Below are 19,453 nucleotides of genomic sequence, written 5' to 3'. Positions count from 1 at the left end.
GCTGAACGTTAGTTCTGGTGCAGGAACGAGCCGAGCTTGGCGGTCGAGCGGAAATATGCGAGCGGATCAAGGGTCTTCAATGAGGACGTAAAGGCATTCGAGAGAGACCACATCGAGCGAGATGCAAATTCCGGCCGGTCCGGCTCAAAGTAATTCCGATGGACATCTTTTGCAAGATGCCTCGGAATCTCCAGTTCGCCTTCGATGAATGCTCGATAAATCACGAGCTTCGCGTCATCATCAGTGATCTGACTGTCCCGCCATCGCGCCACCTGCTGCGACAGCGGGTCGAAATTCCGCTGAATGCGATCCACACCAATCGCGAGCGAATCAAGAACATTGAAGTTCTTTGAGTGCTTGGCAAGCACTGGCGTGAAATCTCCTTGAAATGCCAAGTTGTCGCAGACGAAGACGCGATATCCAACGGTGAGCGCCAGGCGCATGCTTTTGTCGTTGGCGTTCCTGATGCCGATCGAGAATCGGCATCCCTCGAACCCACTTTCAAGATCCATGACACCAAACATCCGCATGCCATCCTTCGACGCGGCATATTCATCCCGCACGACCGCAATCTTTCGAAAGCCGAGCGTTTCAATGAGAGCATCGACGACTTCGTGATGCGGAATCGGCTTAAATGTTCCGGAGCCCTCTGGTACCGGAAGTTGTCGGAGAATTTCCCGCGACATCTTCTCGGTCCCGCAATGGGCAATGAGCGTACCTTCCATGCAAACCTCCTTTGAATTGTGTAAAGAACGATCTGTGGTGAATGGTACCAAAGCTCGCGGCAGTGAGGCAGACGTGGAAATTCCACCTGGAGTGGAATTTTCGCGTCTGTGCCCCAGCTTTTCTATTCAATAAAGTGAGTCAATGTCCCAGGAAATCACTTACTTCGCCGAAACCGACGCGCGCGGTAAGCACGTGCGCTTCGGTATTCGACAACCAGACCGCCGTTACCACTTGGCGGTCATCGGCCGTACCGGCATGGGCAAGAGTACGCTGTTGGAAACGCTGATCATCTCGGACATCCAGACCGGTGCAGGATTCGCCCTGCTCGATCCGCACGGAGATTTGGCTGAGCGCATCATCACGCTCATTCCACCACGTCGGCAAAAGGACCTTATCTATTTCAATCCCGCAGACTCGAAGAACGACCTCGGCTTCAACGTCCTGGAAGCGGCAGGCACGAAAAAGAACCTCGTCGTGTCAGGTGTCATCAGCCTTTTCAAGAAAATCTGGTCGGATTCCTGGGGACCGCGAATGGAGCATCTTTTCCGGTATGCACTCACCACCCTTGTCGAAGTCGAAGGCACCACCCTCGCCGACGTATCCCGCATCCTCATGGATTCGGAATATCGTTCATCGATTGTGGCGCATGTCACAGATGAAACCGTGCTCGAATTCTGGCAGAACGAATACGCGCGATACGGTGGCAGTTTCAAGACCGAGGCAATCAGTCCGATACTCAATAAGCTGGGAGCGTTTATCGTCAATCCGGACATTCGGAAGGTCGTCACGAAAGAGAAGAGCGATTTTGATCTCTCTCAGATCATGCAGTCGGGCGGCATCCTTGTCGCAAATCTTTCCAAAGGCAAACTCGGTGAGGATGGCAGCGCATTGCTTGGCGCACTCCTTTCAACGAAATTCGAACTGGCGGCTCTCAATCGGGCAACGATTCCGATTGAAACCCGACGCGATTTCTATTTGTATGTGGATGAATTTCCAACACTCGCCAATGCGAGTTTCACCGGCATGCTCTCCGAAAGCCGAAAATACGGCCTCGGCCTCGTCCTCGCCATGCAATTTGTCGAGCAACTCGACGATGATGTTCGGAACGCCCTTTTTGAGAACATCGGCACACTCATTTCTTTTCGATGCGGCCCAGATACGGCGCGATACCTCGCGCCGCAATTCGAACCGCTGCTTTCAAGAGAGGACCTCATGAATCTCGGCCGATACAGCATCTATGTGAAATTGATGATTGATGGCATTCCGTCGAGGCCATTTAGCGCGCGGACGATAACGCCGTCGCGGGCTTAGTAGCCAGTCACCTAAAACTACTTGCCACCGGCGGCAGTGGATAGATTGTTCGGAAGATGTGACGACAAGTGGGGGACCAAGCTTCGAAAATAAATTGACCTATGAAGGCACAGAATCCTTTTTCCGAAGCATGTGGTTGAGCTGCCTGGATAGTCTCTCTGTTGAGGCAAGTACGTAGCGCAACTTACGATTTTTGTCATTCGGGCGAAGAAGCCCTTCTTCGAGGTGTTTAATCGAGTTAAGAGAACTACCAATTGGAGAGTATACCGCTCCCGCCTTTATCGCTATGTATGCGCCTGCGACAACGTCATGGGGCCACTGTCCGTGAATATCAAATACAGCATCAACAGGGCTGTATTCCTGACGGATCATTTTGATCATCATCGGATTTCCTGCAATTGTGTAAAATCGGGATTTCTCCGGTAATTCGTCGAAGAAAGGCGTCTTCATGATCGTGCTCACGCGAGAGCATTTTTGTCCATAAAAACAGACGGTGGCATTCGCAATGTCGTCGACGTCTGAAACCGTTCTTTTTACCAGAGAAATATGTCTGGATTTCCGGTTCGATGCATTAAATTGATATTTGTAGGGAAAGTCATGGTTACGGCAGGCATAGTAGATCCCATCATTCGGTACCCCTACGAAGGCCGCCAAGATTTTGTCACCAGAATCAGCTTGGGGATCAAGAAACACCATTGCGGAGCACCAATTTGACAGATTGCGTGCCAGCAAATCCGTTCCATCTATCATGTCGACAAGTACGACGAGGCGATCCTCATCCCGCAGATCGTGCACGTTTTCGTTTGGGTCTAGTTGTTCTTCTCCAAGGAATTGAAGCTCATCTTTTTTCCTCTTTAGCTCGATCCTTAAAGTGACTTGCGCTCGCGCTTCTGCGATCTTATCAATTGTTAACAAGTGCTTGCCCGTTCTTGTCATTTGAACGGGACTGAATGCTTCATCAGGGTCAGTTGCGATATGAGAAGCAATGTCTGCTTGAACTACCTTGATCGTTTTTATGGCAGCCCTGATGATAGAAGTTATGTTAGGTCGGCTTTTCATTGCTGCATGGAAGAGAAAAACAAAAAAGGCAGAGTCCATCTGCCTTTTTACTCGTCGTGTCAGTGCGTTGCGTGAATGATTATTTGATGTGTTCGTCAATGAATTTGAAGTCGGGCAATGCGGCCTTCACTGCCGCAATGTTAATGCCGACTAGCCGACGTATATTTTTGCCTTCCATCCCTAATTCCTGATAAATCGGCAGCATCTCGATAATTGCTTTCTTATCTTTTTCACCGATCGGTGCATCGTTGATTGTGTCTTTCAGATCAAGAAATACGTTTCGTTTTACGCTGAAGTTTTTCAACGTTGCTCCTCCCCTGGCTTTGCGATTTTTGGACATTGGTCTGCTTGCTCCTTTCCAGGGTCCAACGAATCGGAACTGCGGAAAGACGGTCGTCTTCCACGCAAGAAGGAATCGAATTCCCCTGGAAAGGAGCGAGCAAACGGAGTACCAATAGGCATAATGACGGGCATCAATTGAATTGGATGAGACGGCGCTTGTTCAACCGGAACAATTCCGCATAAATACTAGCGCATCTTAAATGTTATGTAAACTACTGAAACTAAAAGGCCTGCATCGCTCTTTTCACCAATGCCTGCATTCTTGACGCTTTTGTACGATCGAGAAAACGGAACCTTAGCATGGGTCTAGCATTAGCATCAATCAATAAAATTGATTGGACCTAACACGACCATCGGCATAACCGGGGCACAAACGATCCCTTAAACTTAATATTTCTAGAAAAGTTTCGACGTCTCAAACGAAATGGAATGACCGGTCGACGGTATACCGATCGAAGCCTTGCAGTGCGAGGATGCTAGTTCCTAATCGTGAACAACAATTAGCTCATGCCGCACGCTTCAGCATTCCGTTATCGTACGGATTGTCAACCCTGACATAGGTCCCATTCGAATACCGCTGGAATACTTGCCAAACTGTCGGCAAAACCGTTTTGTCCTCACTCGGCACACCTATCCGGACTAAGCCGTCGTATGCATAACCTTTCAATGGATCTCCGCCGATCCAAATATTGGCGATCTCGACGCCGTCGGGATTGATGACTCGAATTATCCAGTCTTTGCGACGGTTGTACTCGCCGAGCTCTACAGTGCTTCCAATTGGTACCATCCGTACATTGGGCAGGAGTCGTTTGATCAGCTCTTCTTGTATTTGTTTCCAAGGAATGAATCGACTGCTATTTAAACCGATTATGATTCCGGTTTCTTCTTCCACGTCCGGTGCCCACTTCGCTTGCCACTTAACTTCCTGTGGAGCTATTTTGTCAGTTTCAGTAACCATACTTCCATTTTGTGGCACGAGCAATGAAGGCGGTGTGAAGCTGACGACAATATTCTGAGCCGCTTGCAGTTCGAGAGTGGGACTTGTGAATTTGTACTCTTGGCATTCCGTATCCCTGAGAGTTGCAAATCCATAATCGGTCAGAATCGAATTCACAACGGAAGTATTTGCGACCTGCAATGCCTTCGCCAAGATTTGTATCAGTTTTTCACGCCGGGGTCTTGACGTGCCACCCTCTATACGCTGATAAGTGCGTAGATCGTAAGGCCAAGCGGCGTCCTGACAAACGCGCTCTTGGGTTTTCCCCATTTTCTCGCGAAGTTCTTTGATTTTGCGCCCTGAATCAATCCACATATCGTTTCCTTAGAAAAGGCCGCACGTGGCTATCCAATTCGAGAAATTGCGGTTTGTCGTCCCTCTGTCGTCAAAATACCGCCTTCCTGCCGTGGCGATCTCACATCGATAAAGAGACACTATGCTCGGTCGCGTGAGGCTCCTCATTGGAACGTCCTGCTCAAGAGCTCTTCCGCGATCGTATCCACAAACCAGAGGGAGACCATGAACCTTTTCAATCACAGAAATATAACGGACCTTGGAAGCGACTCCTCGAAACGGCAGACCGAAAGCGACAAATCCGGGCCGGTTATGACCTTACAGTTAACGCTATTCGAAATCGGCCGCAACCGGGCCATCGACAGCGCCGTTCTCAAACCGCGGGAACTTCACCTCAACACGTTACGGGAACATGCCGCCGCCATGGCGAAGGAAACACGCCGGGAGATGTTTAATCCCGACATCAATCCGGAACACAAACTCCGCGACGATGAGCACAACAAAGTACTCATCGACCGTGAAGACGCAGAAGACCAAGTGAAATATGCCGCAGCGGATGTGCGCGAAAGGGAACAAGGGCTCGCACAACTGGCAAAAGAGGAGCGACCGACGGCACACATTCTCATGGGCGCGCTCATCGCCGGAATCGCTGTCACGGTAACTCCGACAATTCACGACTACCTCTTCTCGATGGTCGAAGATGAAGCGTTGTCCTGGTTGTTTTCCTTCTTTGGCTCCGTGGTTTTGGCAGCGACGGTCATATGGGCCATCCTCGGCAGTGTCAGTGCCACCGGCCGGAAGACCATTACGAACTGGTTGGGCCTCTCGGCCGGCGTCCTCATCAGCGTCGGACTCGGCCTATTCCGTATCTCCGGCGCGAACGGCGGCGAGGAAAAGGTTGTTGCGATAGGTCTCACCATCTTGGAAGTCGGCATGGTTGTCTTGGCGGAATGGGTTGCGATCGGGCTGCGTGAGCACGTCCATGAGTGGACAGGGAAGCACTCGGAGCGCATTCGCGCAGAAGCAGAACTTGATGCGGCGTTGGCCGAAAACAACCGCCGGATTGACCACCTGAAAGATCTCAATAACAAGATTCAGGCACACGTCGCATACGTCGAAGATCTGTCTCTGCGAAACATGCACCTCGCCGAATTGATCGAGACGGCGACAAAGGCCATTGTCGACGGCTATCACGACGGCATTGCTTTCAATCGTGGCAAAGTCATGCGGGCAGGAGGTGCGCAATGATACCCGCCTGGAAATGGATCGTCATGGCCACGGTCGCTTGCACCGTAGTTACGGGTTTTGCATTCTGGCACTCCGAGCACGGGCATAAGCCGGTGACGAACGCCGTCACCATATATGACGCGTCCGGCTCGACGACCAACGAGTACGCATCCGTCTTGGGAGTCGCAGAGGTCTTTTTTAATACACCTCACCTTTCCAAGGGATCGATGCTCACGGTGTTGTTGACCGGCGACGACAAAAGTGCCGGAGAGCCGAGGATGGTCGCGACATACGAAGTGCCATTCAGCCGGCGGGCACTTGAAGGCAAAAACGCGATCAATAAACGGAAGGCAGATATCGTTACCGGTTTGAGTACCAAACTGAAAGAGCTGGGTCGGACGGACCGTTCGCCCATCTTCCTGGCCGTCAAACGCGGTGTCGAGCAGCTACGTGCAAGCGGCTGCCATAATGACTCTCGCTGTTTTCTTTTTGTGAGAACGGACGGCGAAGAACTCACAGAGAAGAGCATCCGCGTCGCCCTTAATAGTTCCGGCATGGCGAAGAACTTGCCTGCGCCGATTACGATCGAGGGCATTCAGGTGCTTTTCTGTGGCCTGGCCGAGACCGACAGCACAGATACCAAGGACAAAGGGAACGCACGGCCTGTTCATAACGCGAAACACGATGATCGGCTGAGAGAAGTATGGACATCACTGTTTACGGCCCCGGCGCAGGTCACATTTCAGCCGTACTGCCCGAAATCCCAGGCCGTAGAGCAACTCGTTAGGAACTGACAATATGGCGGACAACAGAACTAGTTCACAGCCGAGCATGATCGACACGCTAGCCTTCGGCCTATTCAAACTCTTGGCCATCTCAATGGGTGTTCTGTTGTCCTGTCAGGCCGTCATCCGGGCGTACGGCCAAATTGCTTTCCTCGTACTTCTGGTGATCACGATCGCGGTGTGTATCGAAATACGGACGTGGTTGTCCCGCCTTATCACGGCATTTCTTATTTTCTTCGTCATCCCGGCAGCCCTGGCCTTCGCCTGGACGCGCCATCCAATTCTGTTTCTCGCGGTGATGATTGGAATCAGCATCACGGCGTATGTGATCCGGGAAAGCCGTCTACCCGGAAAGCTGGCGAGCGGGAAATCAGGCGCGGAGCGGACGCCCGTATTCCCGCCGGGGAGAGATGCCGAATGAAACTTCAATCGGTTATCGATCTCTTTTTAAGCCGCAGGCTGAAGCGGCAGACACGGCAATATCTTCGGGATCTGACGCAATCCTCAGCCAGTGCTTCGCGGAAAACGTCTTCGGACGTTCTCGACCGCCTCGGTGCCGCCGATCCGACCATTCTCTTGGGACACACAACCTGGGGCAATCCGGTGCATACATCGCTTGACCATGTCTTCAAGGGACACTCTTTCGTGAGTGGCTGTTCCGGATGCGGGAAGACATCTTTCGCGTGCGGGATGCTTGAATCATTACTGAAACGGTTGCCAAAGGAACGCCGCGGCTTCGGCCTCATCGACCCGAAGGGCGACTTGTTTTCCGGCGCGCTATTCCTTTTGGCGCGACGACTCAAAGAGCTGAACCACACCGACCCGGCTAGAGCTAAGGAACTTCGGCGGAGGATCGTGATCTGTGATTTCGGTTCCCGCGATCCGATTACATCGTACAACCTGCTCTCCAGGCCCCAGGATGTCGAGCCAGATTTCTTCACCTTCAGTCGCGCCGAAATGCTCCTCGACCTGCTCACGGGCTCCGACAAGTTGAGCTTGGGCGGAACGGCTGTGCTGCAGAAGATCCTTCAGCTCCTATCCGAGTTCAACCTGCCTATTACATATGCAGAAGAAGTCCTTTCGAATCCGGCAATGCTCGATCGCCTCGTTACTCAATCGAAAAATGAACTGGTCCAGGCATATTTCGTTCGTCAGTTTCCGGACGTGCCGAGCATAACGGTTTCCGCTCTCCAACGCCGGTTGAGCGGGCTGTTTGCCTCGCAGGGTGTCCGGCTGGCGCTCTCAGGCAACACCGCTCCTGATATGCGTCGATATATGGATGAAGGCAGGATTGTCCTGATCAATTGTTTTAGCCCGGCGATCAGCAGGGACGTCCGGCGCCTGTTGCAGTCCCTTGTCTTAACGGATATCCGGCAAGCGGTATTTGCGCGACGGTCGCCCGACAACACCTTCACTTGGTTTGCCGATGAGGCCCAGAATTTTTTCGTTACCGACAGCATGTGCGAGAGCATGACCGATCTCCTACGCATGAGCCGCAGCTTCGGCACCTTCTTCTGTTTTTTGACGCAGAACATGGCGGCTGCCGTGCCAGACGCCCGAACATTAAACACGTTGTATACCAATGTCCGCTGGAGCTTCAGCATGCGCGGGGAACCTAGCGATTCTGCGTTCTTGAAGTCTGCCTTTCCCATTACCGGCCGGCGACGCCGGCCAAAGTGCGATCCCTTTGCAGCACAGATGTTTTGTTCTCCCGCCGAAGAACGCGGGCTGCAGCTGGACGAGATTGCCAATCTGCCGGACCGTACCGGATGGCTCTGGCTGCGCAGTGAAACGGCAGAAGCCATTGCCATGCGCACACCCGACATCTCCATTCCGTCAGGCCGCGAGATTGACGAGGCTGTCGCTGTGCTCAGGCGCGATCCGACAATCGGCGGCCGGATTTCGCGAAAGACGTATGACCGAGCGCTGGCCGACCGGGAACGGAAATGGAAAGCGCTGCCCACCGACGAAGGCGACCCGGATCTCGATTTTGCCGGAACGTACCAGAAGATGCGCGGGACGAAAGGGGCTGCCAATGGTTGACGTTGTTCTTTTCATCCTGGCAAGTCCGGTTCTTTTCATCAAGGTTCTGCGTCGCGCTTGGAAGCGCTACCGGTTCTATACCGTCGCGTACAGCCCACGCCTGACCTGCGGAAACTGCAAAGAGGAAATCTCACTCCTCGGTCTATGGCGGTGTTCATGTGGCTACACATATTCCGGACACATCCTCCGTTTCTGTCCAATCTGTCACACCGTTCCGCGGATCGTCCGCTGTTTCGGATGCGGTACAACGCGTCTGTTACCGACGCCATGAGACTAACGAATCGCTGCATCGGAATGCTCACGCTTCTCTCGTCTGCCCGCTGGCTCAAAACGAGCCAAGTGCACCGGCGATATTTCGCTGGCGCGTCTCTTTCGGCAGCCCGTCGTCGGCTTCGCCTTTTGGAGGAGAAGAAATATCTCGTACGATATCGAGAAAATCGAATGGCGGAGTCCCTCTGGACCGTTGGACGCGAAGGCAGGCGCGTACTTGAGAAGCAAGGTCTGGACATATCTCTCGAACGCAGGCCCCCAAAACAGATTGAGCATTATCTCGGAATCAACGACGTGAGGGTTGCGGCGGAACTTTTTCCTGACCTGCTGTACTTTTTTTCGTGCTGGGAATTACCCACCATCAACTGGCGACACCGTCTTTTGCCGGATGGCCTCATTGGACTTCCCGGAAAGACCTTCGCCATGGAATTCGATCGAGGGCAGGAAAGCTTGGCGTACTTCGTTAGGACGAAGGTCGAAGTGTACCGGCGCGGACTGCCGGGACTTCCGTTGTGGGCCGTGCTCATCGTCGCTGATTCCGACGCACGTATGAAGTCACTTATTCGTGCGGCCGGCGCGGGGGCCACTCCGGCGATGCTTTTCAGCACGCTCGATCGCGTCCGGGAACGCGGGCTATCGGCGCCGATCTTTTCCGGCGCTGGGGGTGACGGAATTCATCTCAGGCAACCTGTTTCGTCGAAATGTTCTGTCGATGAAACAGGTTTTGATTCATAACGTATGGAATTTGAATCAGTTAACGAAATTTCATCGTGGCCTCTTCTGGAGTAATAAGGAAACGACCGGATTTATATGCTGTGGGCGACGGAATAACCAAACAATCACTATGCAAAACACAAATTCAATTTCAATGTTCGATTACAAGCAGCGTGACGCCTTTATCAAGCTGCTCACTCAAGCGAAAACTCGTGCGGAAAAGGAAATCGAAAGTGATTACTCGTTTAATTCGAGAGTCGAAAGTGAAATCGCTCCGAAGTTAGCCGAAGAGTACGGTGCATCTGATTTGCTGAAGAACGTCAGCCGTTTGTCAAAGGAACTCGATCTAGCCAAAACTGCGCTTGGCAAAATCGGGTTTAGCTGCAATGACGACGGCACGCCCTCTGTCGATTACGATGCGCCCAAGCCTTTGTGCGACGCTGTCGACGCGGTCAAGCGTTCGGCGAAGCAGGAACGCGAAAAAGGTCTTAAGAAGTACGACCTGGCGATAGTAGCTGTCTTGGCGTCGGAAGACGTTAAGGAAGCGAAAAAGATCGTCGAAGGACTTCTCAATTAACAGTATGTTCGCCGCTCACAGCGCCAAAACATATACGGGTTTGCCTATCTGCCGGGCCGTGATGGTCCGGACTTTATCAACTAACACTACACATATGGCATGGAGACCATATGGAAATCTCATCAATGGAGAACTCGATAACCGTAATCCCGGGAAAGTCACCGGTTGGATTCGCTTTTTCCGTCAAGGCATGGAGCCGCTGAAAGTCATTCTTGATCTTTCAGGCGACACGCACGAGGACATTCGCGGCAAGGTCATTCGGCTCTTGAATTGGACGCCGTCTGATCGCTCGAAAGAGTTCGGGTTGGATAGTACGTACATGAAAGGGTTCAGTGTTGAACAGCGTGGTACCGCTGGCGATATCACCGCAGGCCGTTCGCTCGGCCCATGGACGCCGGAAATCGCCGAACGTTTGATGGCGCAGAATGAAACGTTTTGGGACGAGAACGGAATCCAGGACACCGAACGCGAGAAGCGCCGTCGGAATTTCGCTAATACGTATCAAGAGCACATCGACGCAGGCGACCTTTTCTATCCGTACGTTGCATACCCGTACATCGAGTGGTATTCCGAAGCAAACGGGCGGGTTGTTTTGGAGCTGGACCCTTCGCAGGTGGATGTTATCGACGATGGAGTTGCCCCGATCAAGGCAAAGACTCCAGCGGAACTTGCCGACGATAGAAAACAGCGAGCCCAAGCATTTTCGACTTTCATGACGAAGATGACGGACGAGCTCTCCAAAGAGAACCGTGATAAAGGCGGTGACGGCAACGTCATCGGCGCGGTTATTAGTTGAGATTATTCCGGCCGAGCTACGCAGCTCGGCAGATGGGCAAAAGAACAGCACTTCAGAAGTTCGGATGAGTAATTTGTATGTCTGTAGAAAATGCGGCATTCGAGCGTCACTATCGAATCGGTGAATTAGCCGAACTATGGCAGCTCGGACGGGAGACCGTCCGCAAACTCGTGTGCGGTGAGCCCGGCGTGATCAAGATCAGGCTCGGTAGGAAAAAAGCGCATACGTGCTACAGCGTACCGGAATCGGTGGCTCAGCGGATTCATACAAAGCTGCTAAACGGCTGATCGACATGTGGCTCATCCCTTCGAGTGGCAGCCGTATTACCTGCGGGAGCCAATGCCAACGACTTTCGGCTTCGGCTTGTCCTGAAACGCGTCTTTGAGGATTCTTGTTAGCCGCTCTTGTCTCTCCGGCACCCAAGCGGAGTATGCCCGCCGCACAACGTCTTCCGTATTGCCGAGGAGCTCCGCCACATCCCTCACGGTGACTCCCTGCTTCTGTAAGAGAATCCGGGCAAACGTATGACGAAACCGGTGCGGTGTCGGCGTCTCTTTCCATGTCCCGCACAGTTTCCACAGCTTCTTTAATTTCCTTCGCCATCCTTCGGTGATGACTTCAAGAGTCTTCGTTTTGTGTGAACCGAAGATGAGCGGTCCGTGCGTCTTTGCTCTTGCCTGAATGCGCTCCTGCAACCACTCCGGCACCCAGGTATATACGTGCGTGCCGGCCTTTGTCGTTCGGATGAGAATCTCGCCGGTTGGGAGCATACGGTCGATATGGAAGAGGGCGACATCCGAGATGCGCAGGCCCGTGTATATCGAGAGTGAAATGAAATCCGACAGGTCATCCCCGTTCCATCGATAGGTCGTTTTCAAGCCATATTGATGGCAGGCATCATACATGCGCTTCAATTCTTCGTCGGTAAATGGCAACTTCTGTTCTTCGCGCGTGACATCGCGGCCTTTCGGATTCTTGACCAGGCGGGCCGGATTACGGCCGATCCATTCATTGTTCAAACACCATTCGAAGAACGGTTTGAGCATGGCCATATTGCGAACGGCCGTAGCGGGACTCACGTTCCAAGAAGAACGAAATTCGCGCACGTCGAGCGGCTCCCACTGATCGACCATGAGGTAGCCACGCTTTTCGGAAAACGCTCGGAATTTGTTGTCGAGCAAGAGGCGGTATTTCTTGTGTGTGGCGAAGGCGGCGCTTTCGCGCAGTTCATCGAGAAACGTTTTTACGGCGCGATCAATCGTCGTACGTTTTGAGTCCGATGTTGTCTCCGTAACAATGACGGGAACGGGAACATCGCGCTCCCAACTGCCAGCCTTCTCCCATTCGTATGCGACCGCCTTCGCTTCATTCCAATCCGATCGTCCCGTATATCTGCGTTTGAATTTTCCTTTGAGCGTTCCGGAAGCAAAGATTTGGCAGGCGCATTTTTTCCAGCCCTTCTTGCGCTCTTCGAATTCACCCGATCGAGACTCAGCGGCGTGTCCTGTTTCACATTCCTGACGATGGCGGCGGTACAGATTGAGCGGCATGCCCCAGATTATATTCGACTTGTCCGGTATTGCCCGCCAAAATTCAGTATGGGCTGCAAGTGACTGATACGAAATAAGCGGAGAGGGGGGGATTCGAACCCCCGGTACAGCTTTTGACCGTACAACGGTTTAGCAAACCGCCGCCTTCAGCCACTCGGCCACCTCTCCGTACGGGTTGATGAAATGCCGCGCGGGATGACCGCGCGGCATTCAATTATAGGGGAATGAGGCGGGATTCACCACAGTTCCCCGCGTTTGCGCTTCAGCAGGAGGATGAAGAACGGGCCGCCGAGGAGCGACGTAATGACACCGACGGGAATCTGGGTCGGGGCGATGATGGTCCGGGCGAGGGTGTCGCACAGCACCAGGAAAGCGGCACCGAGAAAAAAAGAAGCGGGAATCAGAATCCGGTGATCGGGACCGGCCACGAGGCGGACGCCGTGAGGCACGATCAGGCCGACGAATCCGATTGGACCGCTGAAGGCGGTTACCGAGCCGGTCAGGACGGAGCCCACAAAATACGAAGTATTCTTGACGCGGCGCAGGTTCACCCCCCTTGAGGCGGCCCACTCTTCGCCGCCGGCCAGAGGATTGAGGTCGTTCGCCATCCACATCAGCCCGGCGACGCAGGCAAGAACGAACGGAGCTGCGTGAATCACGGTCGAAAGATCGGCGAGATCCAGCGAACCCATCATCCACTGAATCATCAGGTATCCCTGGCTGAAGTTCGCCGCGAAGTGAATGAACATGATCATGCTGGCGAAAATAAAATTCAGCGTCACGCCGGCCAGCAGGAGTGTCATGGTGGGAAGTGCCGTCCCGGTCCTGGCGATGAAGAAAACGAGAAGTATGGTCATGAATGCGCCGGCGAACGCGGCAACAGTGATCAGCGGGATACCCCAGATCACCTTCTCGAGGCCGAGCCATATCGCGACCACCGCTCCGAACGAACTTCCTGCCGAAATGCCGAGCGTAAAGGGATCCGCAAGCGAGTTTCGCAGAATCGCCTGAAAGAGGACTCCCGCCACGGCCAGGGCGCCGCCGGCCAGCGCGCTGAACAGAACGCGGGGCAGCCGGGCAATGAGGAAGATATCGCGATCGGTTCCCGGGCCGGCCAGGACGTTCCGCCAGGTGATGCCCGTCGAGCCGATCCACGGCGCAACCAGGATCACCGCCAGGCACACCAGCGCGCAGGGCCCGACGAAGGCGAGAAATCGCCCGAAGGACAGGCCTTCGTCATGCCGTCGGAACAATGTAGTTGCCGCGGCCGTCGGGCCGCTTGAGGACAGCGGCGGTGATTTCAAAGATGTCATAAAGGTGCTGCGGCGTCAGAACCTGCTCCGGAGTTCCGTCCGCCATGAACTTGCCTGAACGAAGAGCAATCATACGCGGCGCGTAGCGCGCTGCAAGGTTAACATCGTGCGTGACGCTGATGATCGTCAAACCGCGTTCCGCATTGAGCCGCTCAAGGATCTCGTAAAACTGGAGCTGGTGCTTCAGGTCGAGAAACGCGGTCGGCTCGTCCAGCAGCAGCACTTCCGGATTTTGCGCCAGCGCGCTGGCCAGGACGACGCGCTGGCGTTCGCCGCCGCTGAGCTCGTTGAAGCGTTTCTGCGAGAACTCCGCCGTGTCCGTCAGCGCCATCGCTTCCCTTGCGGACCTCGCGTCGCCCGGGCTGTCGAACAATGTTCTGGGACGATGCGGCAGGCGGCCCATGAACACAATCTCGGCGACGGTGAAAGGAAACACCATCTGCGTATCCTGCGGGACGAAGGCGAGCCGCCGCGCCAGGTCCCGCGGGGCGACGCGGGAGATCTCCTCGCCGAAGAATTTCGCAGAGCCACGATATGTGCGGATCAGCCCGCCCATGATTTTGAGCAACGTCGACTTGCCTGCGCCGTTGGGCCCGACCAGTGCGGCGAACTCTCCGGGAGAGAAGCTCGTCGTGATGGATCTCACCACATCGGAAGACGTGTATCCGAAAGACAGGTCGTTGATCTCAAGGACGGGTGTCATAAAAGCGGTGGTTTCGCAGCATCTATAAAGCGGCTGCGCAACTTTACTAACCACGCCGACCGCTGCGCGGCCGCTCCTCCCTGGAATGGAGGGGAATGTTGCTCTCGTCCAATAACCAATGCCTTCACACCCTTTATGACCGTCCCATTTTTACCTCAAACGAATGTCATTATCGAATAGAATCCGCCGTATGGCGGAAAACCGCGAGCGTTGGCTGTTTGCGCTGACGCTCGCGAGCGCAACAGCTCTTCTCATCTCGATCGCCGCTGCAGAAACGCTTCTCGCGACTACCTGTCTGGTCTGGATCATCGTACGGCCGCGGCCAATCGTTTGGCCGAGCTACTTCGCACCGCTCTGTGCGTTCATGGCAGCCACGATCCTCGCCCTGGCCATGTCACCGGAACCGCTTTCAGGACGCGCAGCGATATACAAATTCTGGCTGTTTACGATGGGCTTCCTGGCCGCAAATCTCGTCATCACTCCGGCGCGAGCGCGTCTTTCAATTTCTGTGCTCCTCCTTGTCGCTGCGTTGAGTTCGCTGTTCGGCCTCTACCAGTTTGCGATCGCTTACCGGCACTTCCAGGCGACGCAGGTCCTGAAGGACGACCCGATGGTGTTGGCGCGTATCACCGGTTTCATGGGCCACTGGATTACGTATAGCGACGAGCAGTTGCTGGTCTGGTGCGCGGCCATCCCGGCCATTGCGATCCTCGGCCGGCGCTGGATGATCCCGCTCGGACTGATCGGCGCGGCGCTGGTTCTGGGTTTTACGCGCAGCGTCTGGCTCGGCGCCATTGCAGGGTTTGCCATAGCCGCGCTGATGATTCCGCGACGGGTCCTGATCGGCGTAGCGCTGCCGGTGGCGATCATCGGCGTAGCGGCGTCCGGTCTGATTTATCACCGGATCTCGATGAGTTTTAATCAGCCCAACTTTGCGCCCGATACGGGACGCGTGGCGCTGGCGGTGGCGGGTGTCCGGATGATTCAAGCCCATCCGCTGTTCGGGGTCGGCCCGCAACGTATCCATGCGGAATTTGCAAATTACTACGGCGGCCCTCTTCCCTCCTACTACGGTCACCTCGAAAACAACATTCTTCAACTCGGCGCCGAACGCGGCCTCTTGTGCCTCGCCGCATTTCTCTGGTTCATCTTCGAACTCTACGCCGGTTTGGTCGCCATTTTCAGAACCGGTTCACCCGATGCACGGTGGACCTCGATATCCGCGCTGGCGGCATTGACGGGGTTCCTCGTCGCAGGCGCTTTTGAATACAATTTCGGCGATTCCGAGATCCTGCTGCTGCTCCTGTTCATCGTTTCCATACCTTATGGACTGCATCGAACCGCGAATGCCTGATAATGGACTCGACATTCTGACACTTGCCGGAGCGATCCGCCTGATCCGGCAGAAGCAGATATCCGCATCCGAACTGCGCGCGAAGGTGCTCGAGCGAATCGATCGGCTCAATCCGGACGTGCGCGCCTTTATCACCGTGCTCCGGGACGAACCGCTGAACGAAGGGATTGCGCCCCTGCATGGAGCTCCGATTTCCGTGAAAGACCTCTACGACACGAAGGGCGTGAGAACCACGGCCGGCGCCCGTCTTTATGCGAACCGGATTCCAGATGAAGACGCAGCGGCCGTTACCAGGCTCAAGCGAGCAGGAGCCACAATCATCGGCAAAACGAATCTGCACGAGTTCGCCTATGGTGTAACAACCGTCAATCCGCATTTCGGAACGGCCTTGAATCCATGGCATCGCGCACACATCGCCGGTGGATCAAGCGGCGGATCGGCAGTTGCGGTGGCATGGAGTATGGGTCTTGGATCGCTCGGAACGGATACCGGCGGATCGATCCGGATTCCGGCGGCACTGTGTGGAATCGTCGGGCTCAAGCCGACATATGGCAAAGTGAGTGTGAAAGGAATCATTCCTCTATCGTGTTCGCTGGATCACGCCGGGCCAATGACAAGGACTGTCGAGGATGCGGCTTTGCTGCTGCAAGTGATCACCGAAGAGAATATTCCGTCTCCGAAATATATCGATTCCCTAACCGGCGATATCCGGAACATCCGTATTGGAATTCCCCACACGTATTTTTACGAACAACTTGATCCGGATGTGGCGACGGCGGTGCGCAAGGGGCTGGGCTCCATGGAACGGCTCGGTGCGAAAATCGTCGATGTGGGTCTGGCCACCGTTCCGGCGCATTCCGGTGCCTGGGTGCAGATTGCTTCGCCGGAGGCGTATGCCTACCATGAACGACACTTGGAGGAACATGGCGAACTCTATGGCGCCGACGTTCGAACCCGGCTAGAATCCGGACGAACTCTGTTATCGGTGGACTATGTTCGAGCCTGTGAGGTGCGAAGACAAATCCAGTCCGAGTGCGCGAAAGCCTTCGAGAAATGCGATGTCATGGTGACGCCCACCGTCCCCATTCCGGCGCCGCGAATCGACGCTCTGAATCAAACAGCCATCGCCGCATTAGGCCGCTTCACGCGATACTTTAATCTGGCTGGTGTGCCGGCGATCTCCGTACCGTGCGGATTCACCAGGGATGGACTTCCGATCGGGATGCAGATCATCGGCAAGACCTGCGATGAGGAAACGGTATTACGTGTGGCACACGCTTATGAGCAGAACGCGCGCTGGTTTGAGCGGCGTCCCGCGATTTCATGATGATTAAGAAGATCCTGGTTGCGAACCGGGGCGAGATCGCCGTCCGCATTATCCGCACATGCGGTGACATGGGAATCGGCACGGCCGCCGTCTATTCCGAAGCGGACCGCGGCGCGCTGCACGTTCGGATGGCGGACGAGGCTTATTTCATCGGCCCGGCACCTTCACGCGAAAGCTATCTGGTTATCGGAAAAATCATCGACGTTGCAAAGAAGTCGAAAGCCGAAGCGATCCACCCTGGTTATGGTTTTCTCGCCGAGAATGCGGCCTTCGCCAAAGCTTGCGAGGACGCCGGGATTATCTTTATAGGCCCGTCTTCAGATTCCATCGAGCTGATGGGTTCGAAGATCGAAGCCCGCCGCGCCGTCGCCAGATACGGCGTGGAATCCGTTCCCGGCACGCTCGATCCGATCGCATCCGATGAAGAAGCGCGAAAGATCGCGTCCTCGGTCGGCTACCCGATCATGTTGAAGGCTTCGGGAGGCGGCGGCGGAAAAGGTCTGCGCCTGGTGGAAGCCGAAAGCGACCTTGGAAGCGCTCTGCGGACAACGCGCTCCGAAGCGCTTGCTGCATTCGGCGACGACACCATCTATATCGAGAAATTTGTCGAACAGCCGCATCACGTCGAGATCCAGATCCTGGCCGACCGGCATGGCAACGCTGTTTATCTGGGCGAACGCGACTGCACGATCCAGCGGCGGCACCAGAAAGTGGTCGAGGAGTGCCCCTCGCCGATAATTGACCCCGACCTCCGGCAGCGAATGGGCGAAGCCGCGCTCAAGGTGGTCAAAGCCGCCAACTACACCAATGCGGGCACCGTGGAATTCCTCGTGGACCGGCGACGGAACTTCTACTTCCTGGAGATGAATACCCGACTGCAGGTGGAGCATCCCGTGACGGAGATGGTGACGGGCCTCGATCTCGTCCGGCTGCAGATCATGGTCGCTAACGGTGAAACGCTTCCTATCCGGCAGGAAGATGTCACGCTGCGCGGTTCCGCCGTCGAATGCAGGATCTACGCGGAGGACCCGGAGAATAACTTCTATCCGGCCCCGGGCAAGATCGTGAGGTTGAGAACTCCTTCCGGACCTGGCGTCCGCGACGACAGCGGTGTGTACGAAGGCTGGACTGTGCCGATCGATTACGACCCGATGATTTCGAAACTCGTCACATGGGGAGCGACGCGCACCGAAGCGATTGATCGCATGCGGCGGGCGTTGCGCGAATACCATATCGAGGGAATCAAGTCGAACGTGTCGTTCTTCCTCGAAATTCTCAAGGATCCGGATTTTCTTAACGGCGAGTTCGATATCGGGTTTATCAGCAAATGGAGGGAGAAACGCAGCGATCCGCCGGCCGACGAGCAGGCGATGAAAGATCTCGCAGCGATTGCCGGCCTGATCTTCGACTCCACCCGGATTGCGCCGGTGTCGCAATCCGCAAGCCAGCCCGAGAGCTTGTGGAAACTCGACGGCCGAAGGCGGGGCTTGAGGCAGCAATGAAATACAGTGTCATCGTTGCGGGCGAGCCTGTGGACGTCGAGATCGATCTCAGCGATCCGCGAAACATTCAAGCGCAGATTGCCGGACGAACCTACACTCTCGAAGCGAAGAATGTGGAGCCAGGCGTGTACTGGTTCAGTTGGAATAATCGTTCGATCGAACTGGCCGTAACGGCCGCACGGGAAGGGTACGAGGTTTCGGTCGGCGGCCGGCATCACGCCGTCGAGATTGTCGATGCCCGCGCCGCCCTGCGCAAGGCCACACATCACAGCCATGACGGCGAAGTGGAGTTACGCGCTCCGATGCCGGGAAAGATTGTGAAGATGCTGCTGCAACCGGGCGATGAAGTGCATGCGAACCAGGGCGTCCTCGTGATGGAAGCGATGAAGATGCAGAACGAGATCAAGTCGCCGAAAGACGGAATCGTGAAGCGGGTCGCCGTTCAGGAAGCTGCGGCGGTAAATGCCGGGGATCTGCTCGCCGTCGTCGAATAGAAAAAGGGAAAATTAGCCACAAAAGGCACAAAGGAAACATGATGGGGTCAGACCCTTTTTTGTTTCCTT

General features: G+C 54.9%; 20 protein-coding genes and 1 tRNA gene. 13 read left to right on the top strand and 8 right to left on the bottom strand.

The window, feature by feature from the left end:
* Nucleotides 1-8 precede the first annotated feature (8 nt).
* The gene (locus VGK48_14380) at nucleotides 9-725 is read right to left on the bottom strand and encodes a DUF932 domain-containing protein (protein ID HEY2382361.1); all 717 of its coding nucleotides are present in this window, start codon (nucleotides 723-725) and stop codon (nucleotides 9-11) included.
* Between the two features lie 142 nt (nucleotides 726-867).
* Here VGK48_14380 and VGK48_14375 point away from each other — a divergent pair, with 142 nt between their 5' ends.
* Nucleotides 868-2,037, top strand: a complete 1,170-nt coding sequence (locus tag VGK48_14375; protein ID HEY2382360.1) for a type IV secretion system DNA-binding domain-containing protein — start codon at nucleotides 868-870, stop codon at nucleotides 2,035-2,037.
* 99 nt (nucleotides 2,038-2,136) lie between these two features.
* On the opposite strand, the gene VGK48_14370 is transcribed toward VGK48_14375, so the two are convergent.
* The 3 genes from VGK48_14370 to VGK48_14360 form a co-directional block, all read right to left on the bottom strand.
* A complete protein-coding gene (locus tag VGK48_14370) occupies nucleotides 2,137-3,135 on the bottom strand; it encodes a hypothetical protein (protein HEY2382359.1) in 999 nt (332 codons plus the stop codon).
* 40 nt (nucleotides 3,136-3,175) lie between these two features.
* Nucleotides 3,176-3,436, bottom strand: a complete 261-nt coding sequence (locus tag VGK48_14365) for a hypothetical protein (GenBank protein HEY2382358.1) — start codon at nucleotides 3,434-3,436, stop codon at nucleotides 3,176-3,178.
* A 507-nt stretch (nucleotides 3,437-3,943) separates the two neighbouring features.
* Entirely contained in the window at nucleotides 3,944-4,750 is an 807-nt protein-coding gene (locus tag VGK48_14360) for a helix-turn-helix transcriptional regulator (protein ID HEY2382357.1), read from the bottom strand.
* Nucleotides 4,751-5,041: 291 nt separating this feature from the next.
* Here VGK48_14360 and VGK48_14355 point away from each other — a divergent pair, with 291 nt between their 5' ends.
* The 8 genes from VGK48_14355 to VGK48_14320 all read left to right on the top strand — a co-directional run bounded on the left by VGK48_14355 (nucleotide 5,042) and on the right by VGK48_14320 (nucleotide 11,428).
* A complete protein-coding gene (locus VGK48_14355) occupies nucleotides 5,042-5,977 on the top strand; it encodes a hypothetical protein (protein HEY2382356.1) in 936 nt (311 codons plus the stop codon).
* Nucleotides 5,974-6,750: a hypothetical protein gene (locus VGK48_14350; GenBank protein HEY2382355.1), complete on the top strand. Its 777-nt coding sequence runs from the start codon at nucleotides 5,974-5,976 to the stop codon at nucleotides 6,748-6,750. Before VGK48_14355 ends, VGK48_14350 begins: the two co-directional genes overlap by 4 nt.
* Before the next feature lie 4 nt (nucleotides 6,751-6,754).
* Nucleotides 6,755-7,162 (top strand): hypothetical protein, encoded by a 408-nt coding sequence (locus VGK48_14345; protein ID HEY2382354.1) that lies wholly within the window; start codon nucleotides 6,755-6,757, stop codon nucleotides 7,160-7,162.
* Nucleotides 7,159-8,784, top strand: a complete 1,626-nt coding sequence (locus VGK48_14340; protein ID HEY2382353.1) for a hypothetical protein — start codon at nucleotides 7,159-7,161, stop codon at nucleotides 8,782-8,784. Before VGK48_14345 ends, VGK48_14340 begins: the two co-directional genes overlap by 4 nt.
* A 144-nt stretch (nucleotides 8,785-8,928) precedes the next feature.
* A complete protein-coding gene (locus tag VGK48_14335) occupies nucleotides 8,929-9,789 on the top strand; it encodes a replication-relaxation family protein (GenBank protein HEY2382352.1) in 861 nt (286 codons plus the stop codon).
* A gap of 109 nt (nucleotides 9,790-9,898) precedes the next feature.
* Nucleotides 9,899-10,345 (top strand): hypothetical protein, encoded by a 447-nt coding sequence (locus VGK48_14330; protein ID HEY2382351.1) that lies wholly within the window; start codon nucleotides 9,899-9,901, stop codon nucleotides 10,343-10,345.
* Nucleotides 10,346-10,535: 190 nt separating this feature from the next.
* Nucleotides 10,536-11,141, top strand: a complete 606-nt coding sequence (locus VGK48_14325) for a hypothetical protein (GenBank protein ID HEY2382350.1) — start codon at nucleotides 10,536-10,538, stop codon at nucleotides 11,139-11,141.
* A gap of 77 nt (nucleotides 11,142-11,218) precedes the next feature.
* Nucleotides 11,219-11,428 carry a hypothetical protein gene (locus VGK48_14320; protein ID HEY2382349.1) on the top strand — a complete coding sequence of 70 codons (210 nt, stop codon included), beginning with the start codon at nucleotides 11,219-11,221 and terminating at the stop codon, nucleotides 11,426-11,428.
* 36 nt (nucleotides 11,429-11,464) lie between these two features.
* Here VGK48_14320 and VGK48_14315 read toward each other — a convergent pair whose 3' ends face one another.
* The 4 genes from VGK48_14315 to VGK48_14300 all read right to left on the bottom strand — a co-directional run bounded on the left by VGK48_14315 (nucleotide 11,465) and on the right by VGK48_14300 (nucleotide 14,707).
* The gene (locus tag VGK48_14315) at nucleotides 11,465-12,691 is read right to left on the bottom strand and encodes a tyrosine-type recombinase/integrase (protein HEY2382348.1); all 1,227 of its coding nucleotides are present in this window, start codon (nucleotides 12,689-12,691) and stop codon (nucleotides 11,465-11,467) included.
* A gap of 78 nt (nucleotides 12,692-12,769) precedes the next feature.
* A tRNA-Ser gene (locus VGK48_14310) sits at nucleotides 12,770-12,859 on the bottom strand.
* A gap of 68 nt (nucleotides 12,860-12,927) precedes the next feature.
* The gene (locus tag VGK48_14305; protein ID HEY2382347.1) at nucleotides 12,928-14,004 is read right to left on the bottom strand and encodes an iron ABC transporter permease; all 1,077 of its coding nucleotides are present in this window, start codon (nucleotides 14,002-14,004) and stop codon (nucleotides 12,928-12,930) included.
* A complete protein-coding gene (locus VGK48_14300; GenBank protein ID HEY2382346.1) occupies nucleotides 13,928-14,707 on the bottom strand; it encodes an ABC transporter ATP-binding protein in 780 nt (259 codons plus the stop codon). Before VGK48_14300 ends, VGK48_14305 begins: the two co-directional genes overlap by 77 nt.
* 190 nt (nucleotides 14,708-14,897) lie before the next feature.
* On the opposite strand from VGK48_14300, the gene VGK48_14295 reads away from it, so the two are divergent.
* The 4 genes from VGK48_14295 to VGK48_14280 are packed head-to-tail and all read left to right on the top strand — an operon-like array spanning nucleotide 14,898 to nucleotide 19,384.
* Nucleotides 14,898-16,061, top strand: a complete 1,164-nt coding sequence (locus VGK48_14295; protein HEY2382345.1) for an O-antigen ligase family protein — start codon at nucleotides 14,898-14,900, stop codon at nucleotides 16,059-16,061.
* Entirely contained in the window at nucleotides 16,054-17,388 is a 1,335-nt protein-coding gene (locus tag VGK48_14290) for an amidase (GenBank protein HEY2382344.1), read from the top strand. The genes VGK48_14295 and VGK48_14290 overlap by 8 nt, the downstream gene beginning before the upstream one ends.
* Nucleotides 17,388-18,890, top strand: coding sequence for an acetyl-CoA carboxylase biotin carboxylase subunit (gene accC, locus VGK48_14285; GenBank protein ID HEY2382343.1), 1,503 nt, complete (start codon nucleotides 17,388-17,390; stop codon nucleotides 18,888-18,890). The genes VGK48_14290 and accC overlap by 1 nt, the downstream gene beginning before the upstream one ends.
* A complete protein-coding gene (locus tag VGK48_14280) occupies nucleotides 18,887-19,384 on the top strand; it encodes a biotin/lipoyl-containing protein (protein ID HEY2382342.1) in 498 nt (165 codons plus the stop codon). Before accC ends, VGK48_14280 begins: the two co-directional genes overlap by 4 nt.
* Nucleotides 19,385-19,453: the final 69 nt, after the last annotated feature.

It is taken from the genome of Terriglobia bacterium, assembly GCA_036496425.1.
Classification (GTDB): domain Bacteria; phylum Acidobacteriota; class Terriglobia; order 20CM-2-55-15; family 20CM-2-55-15; genus 20CM-2-55-15.
This window is presented reverse-complemented; position numbering and strand designations above follow the sequence as displayed.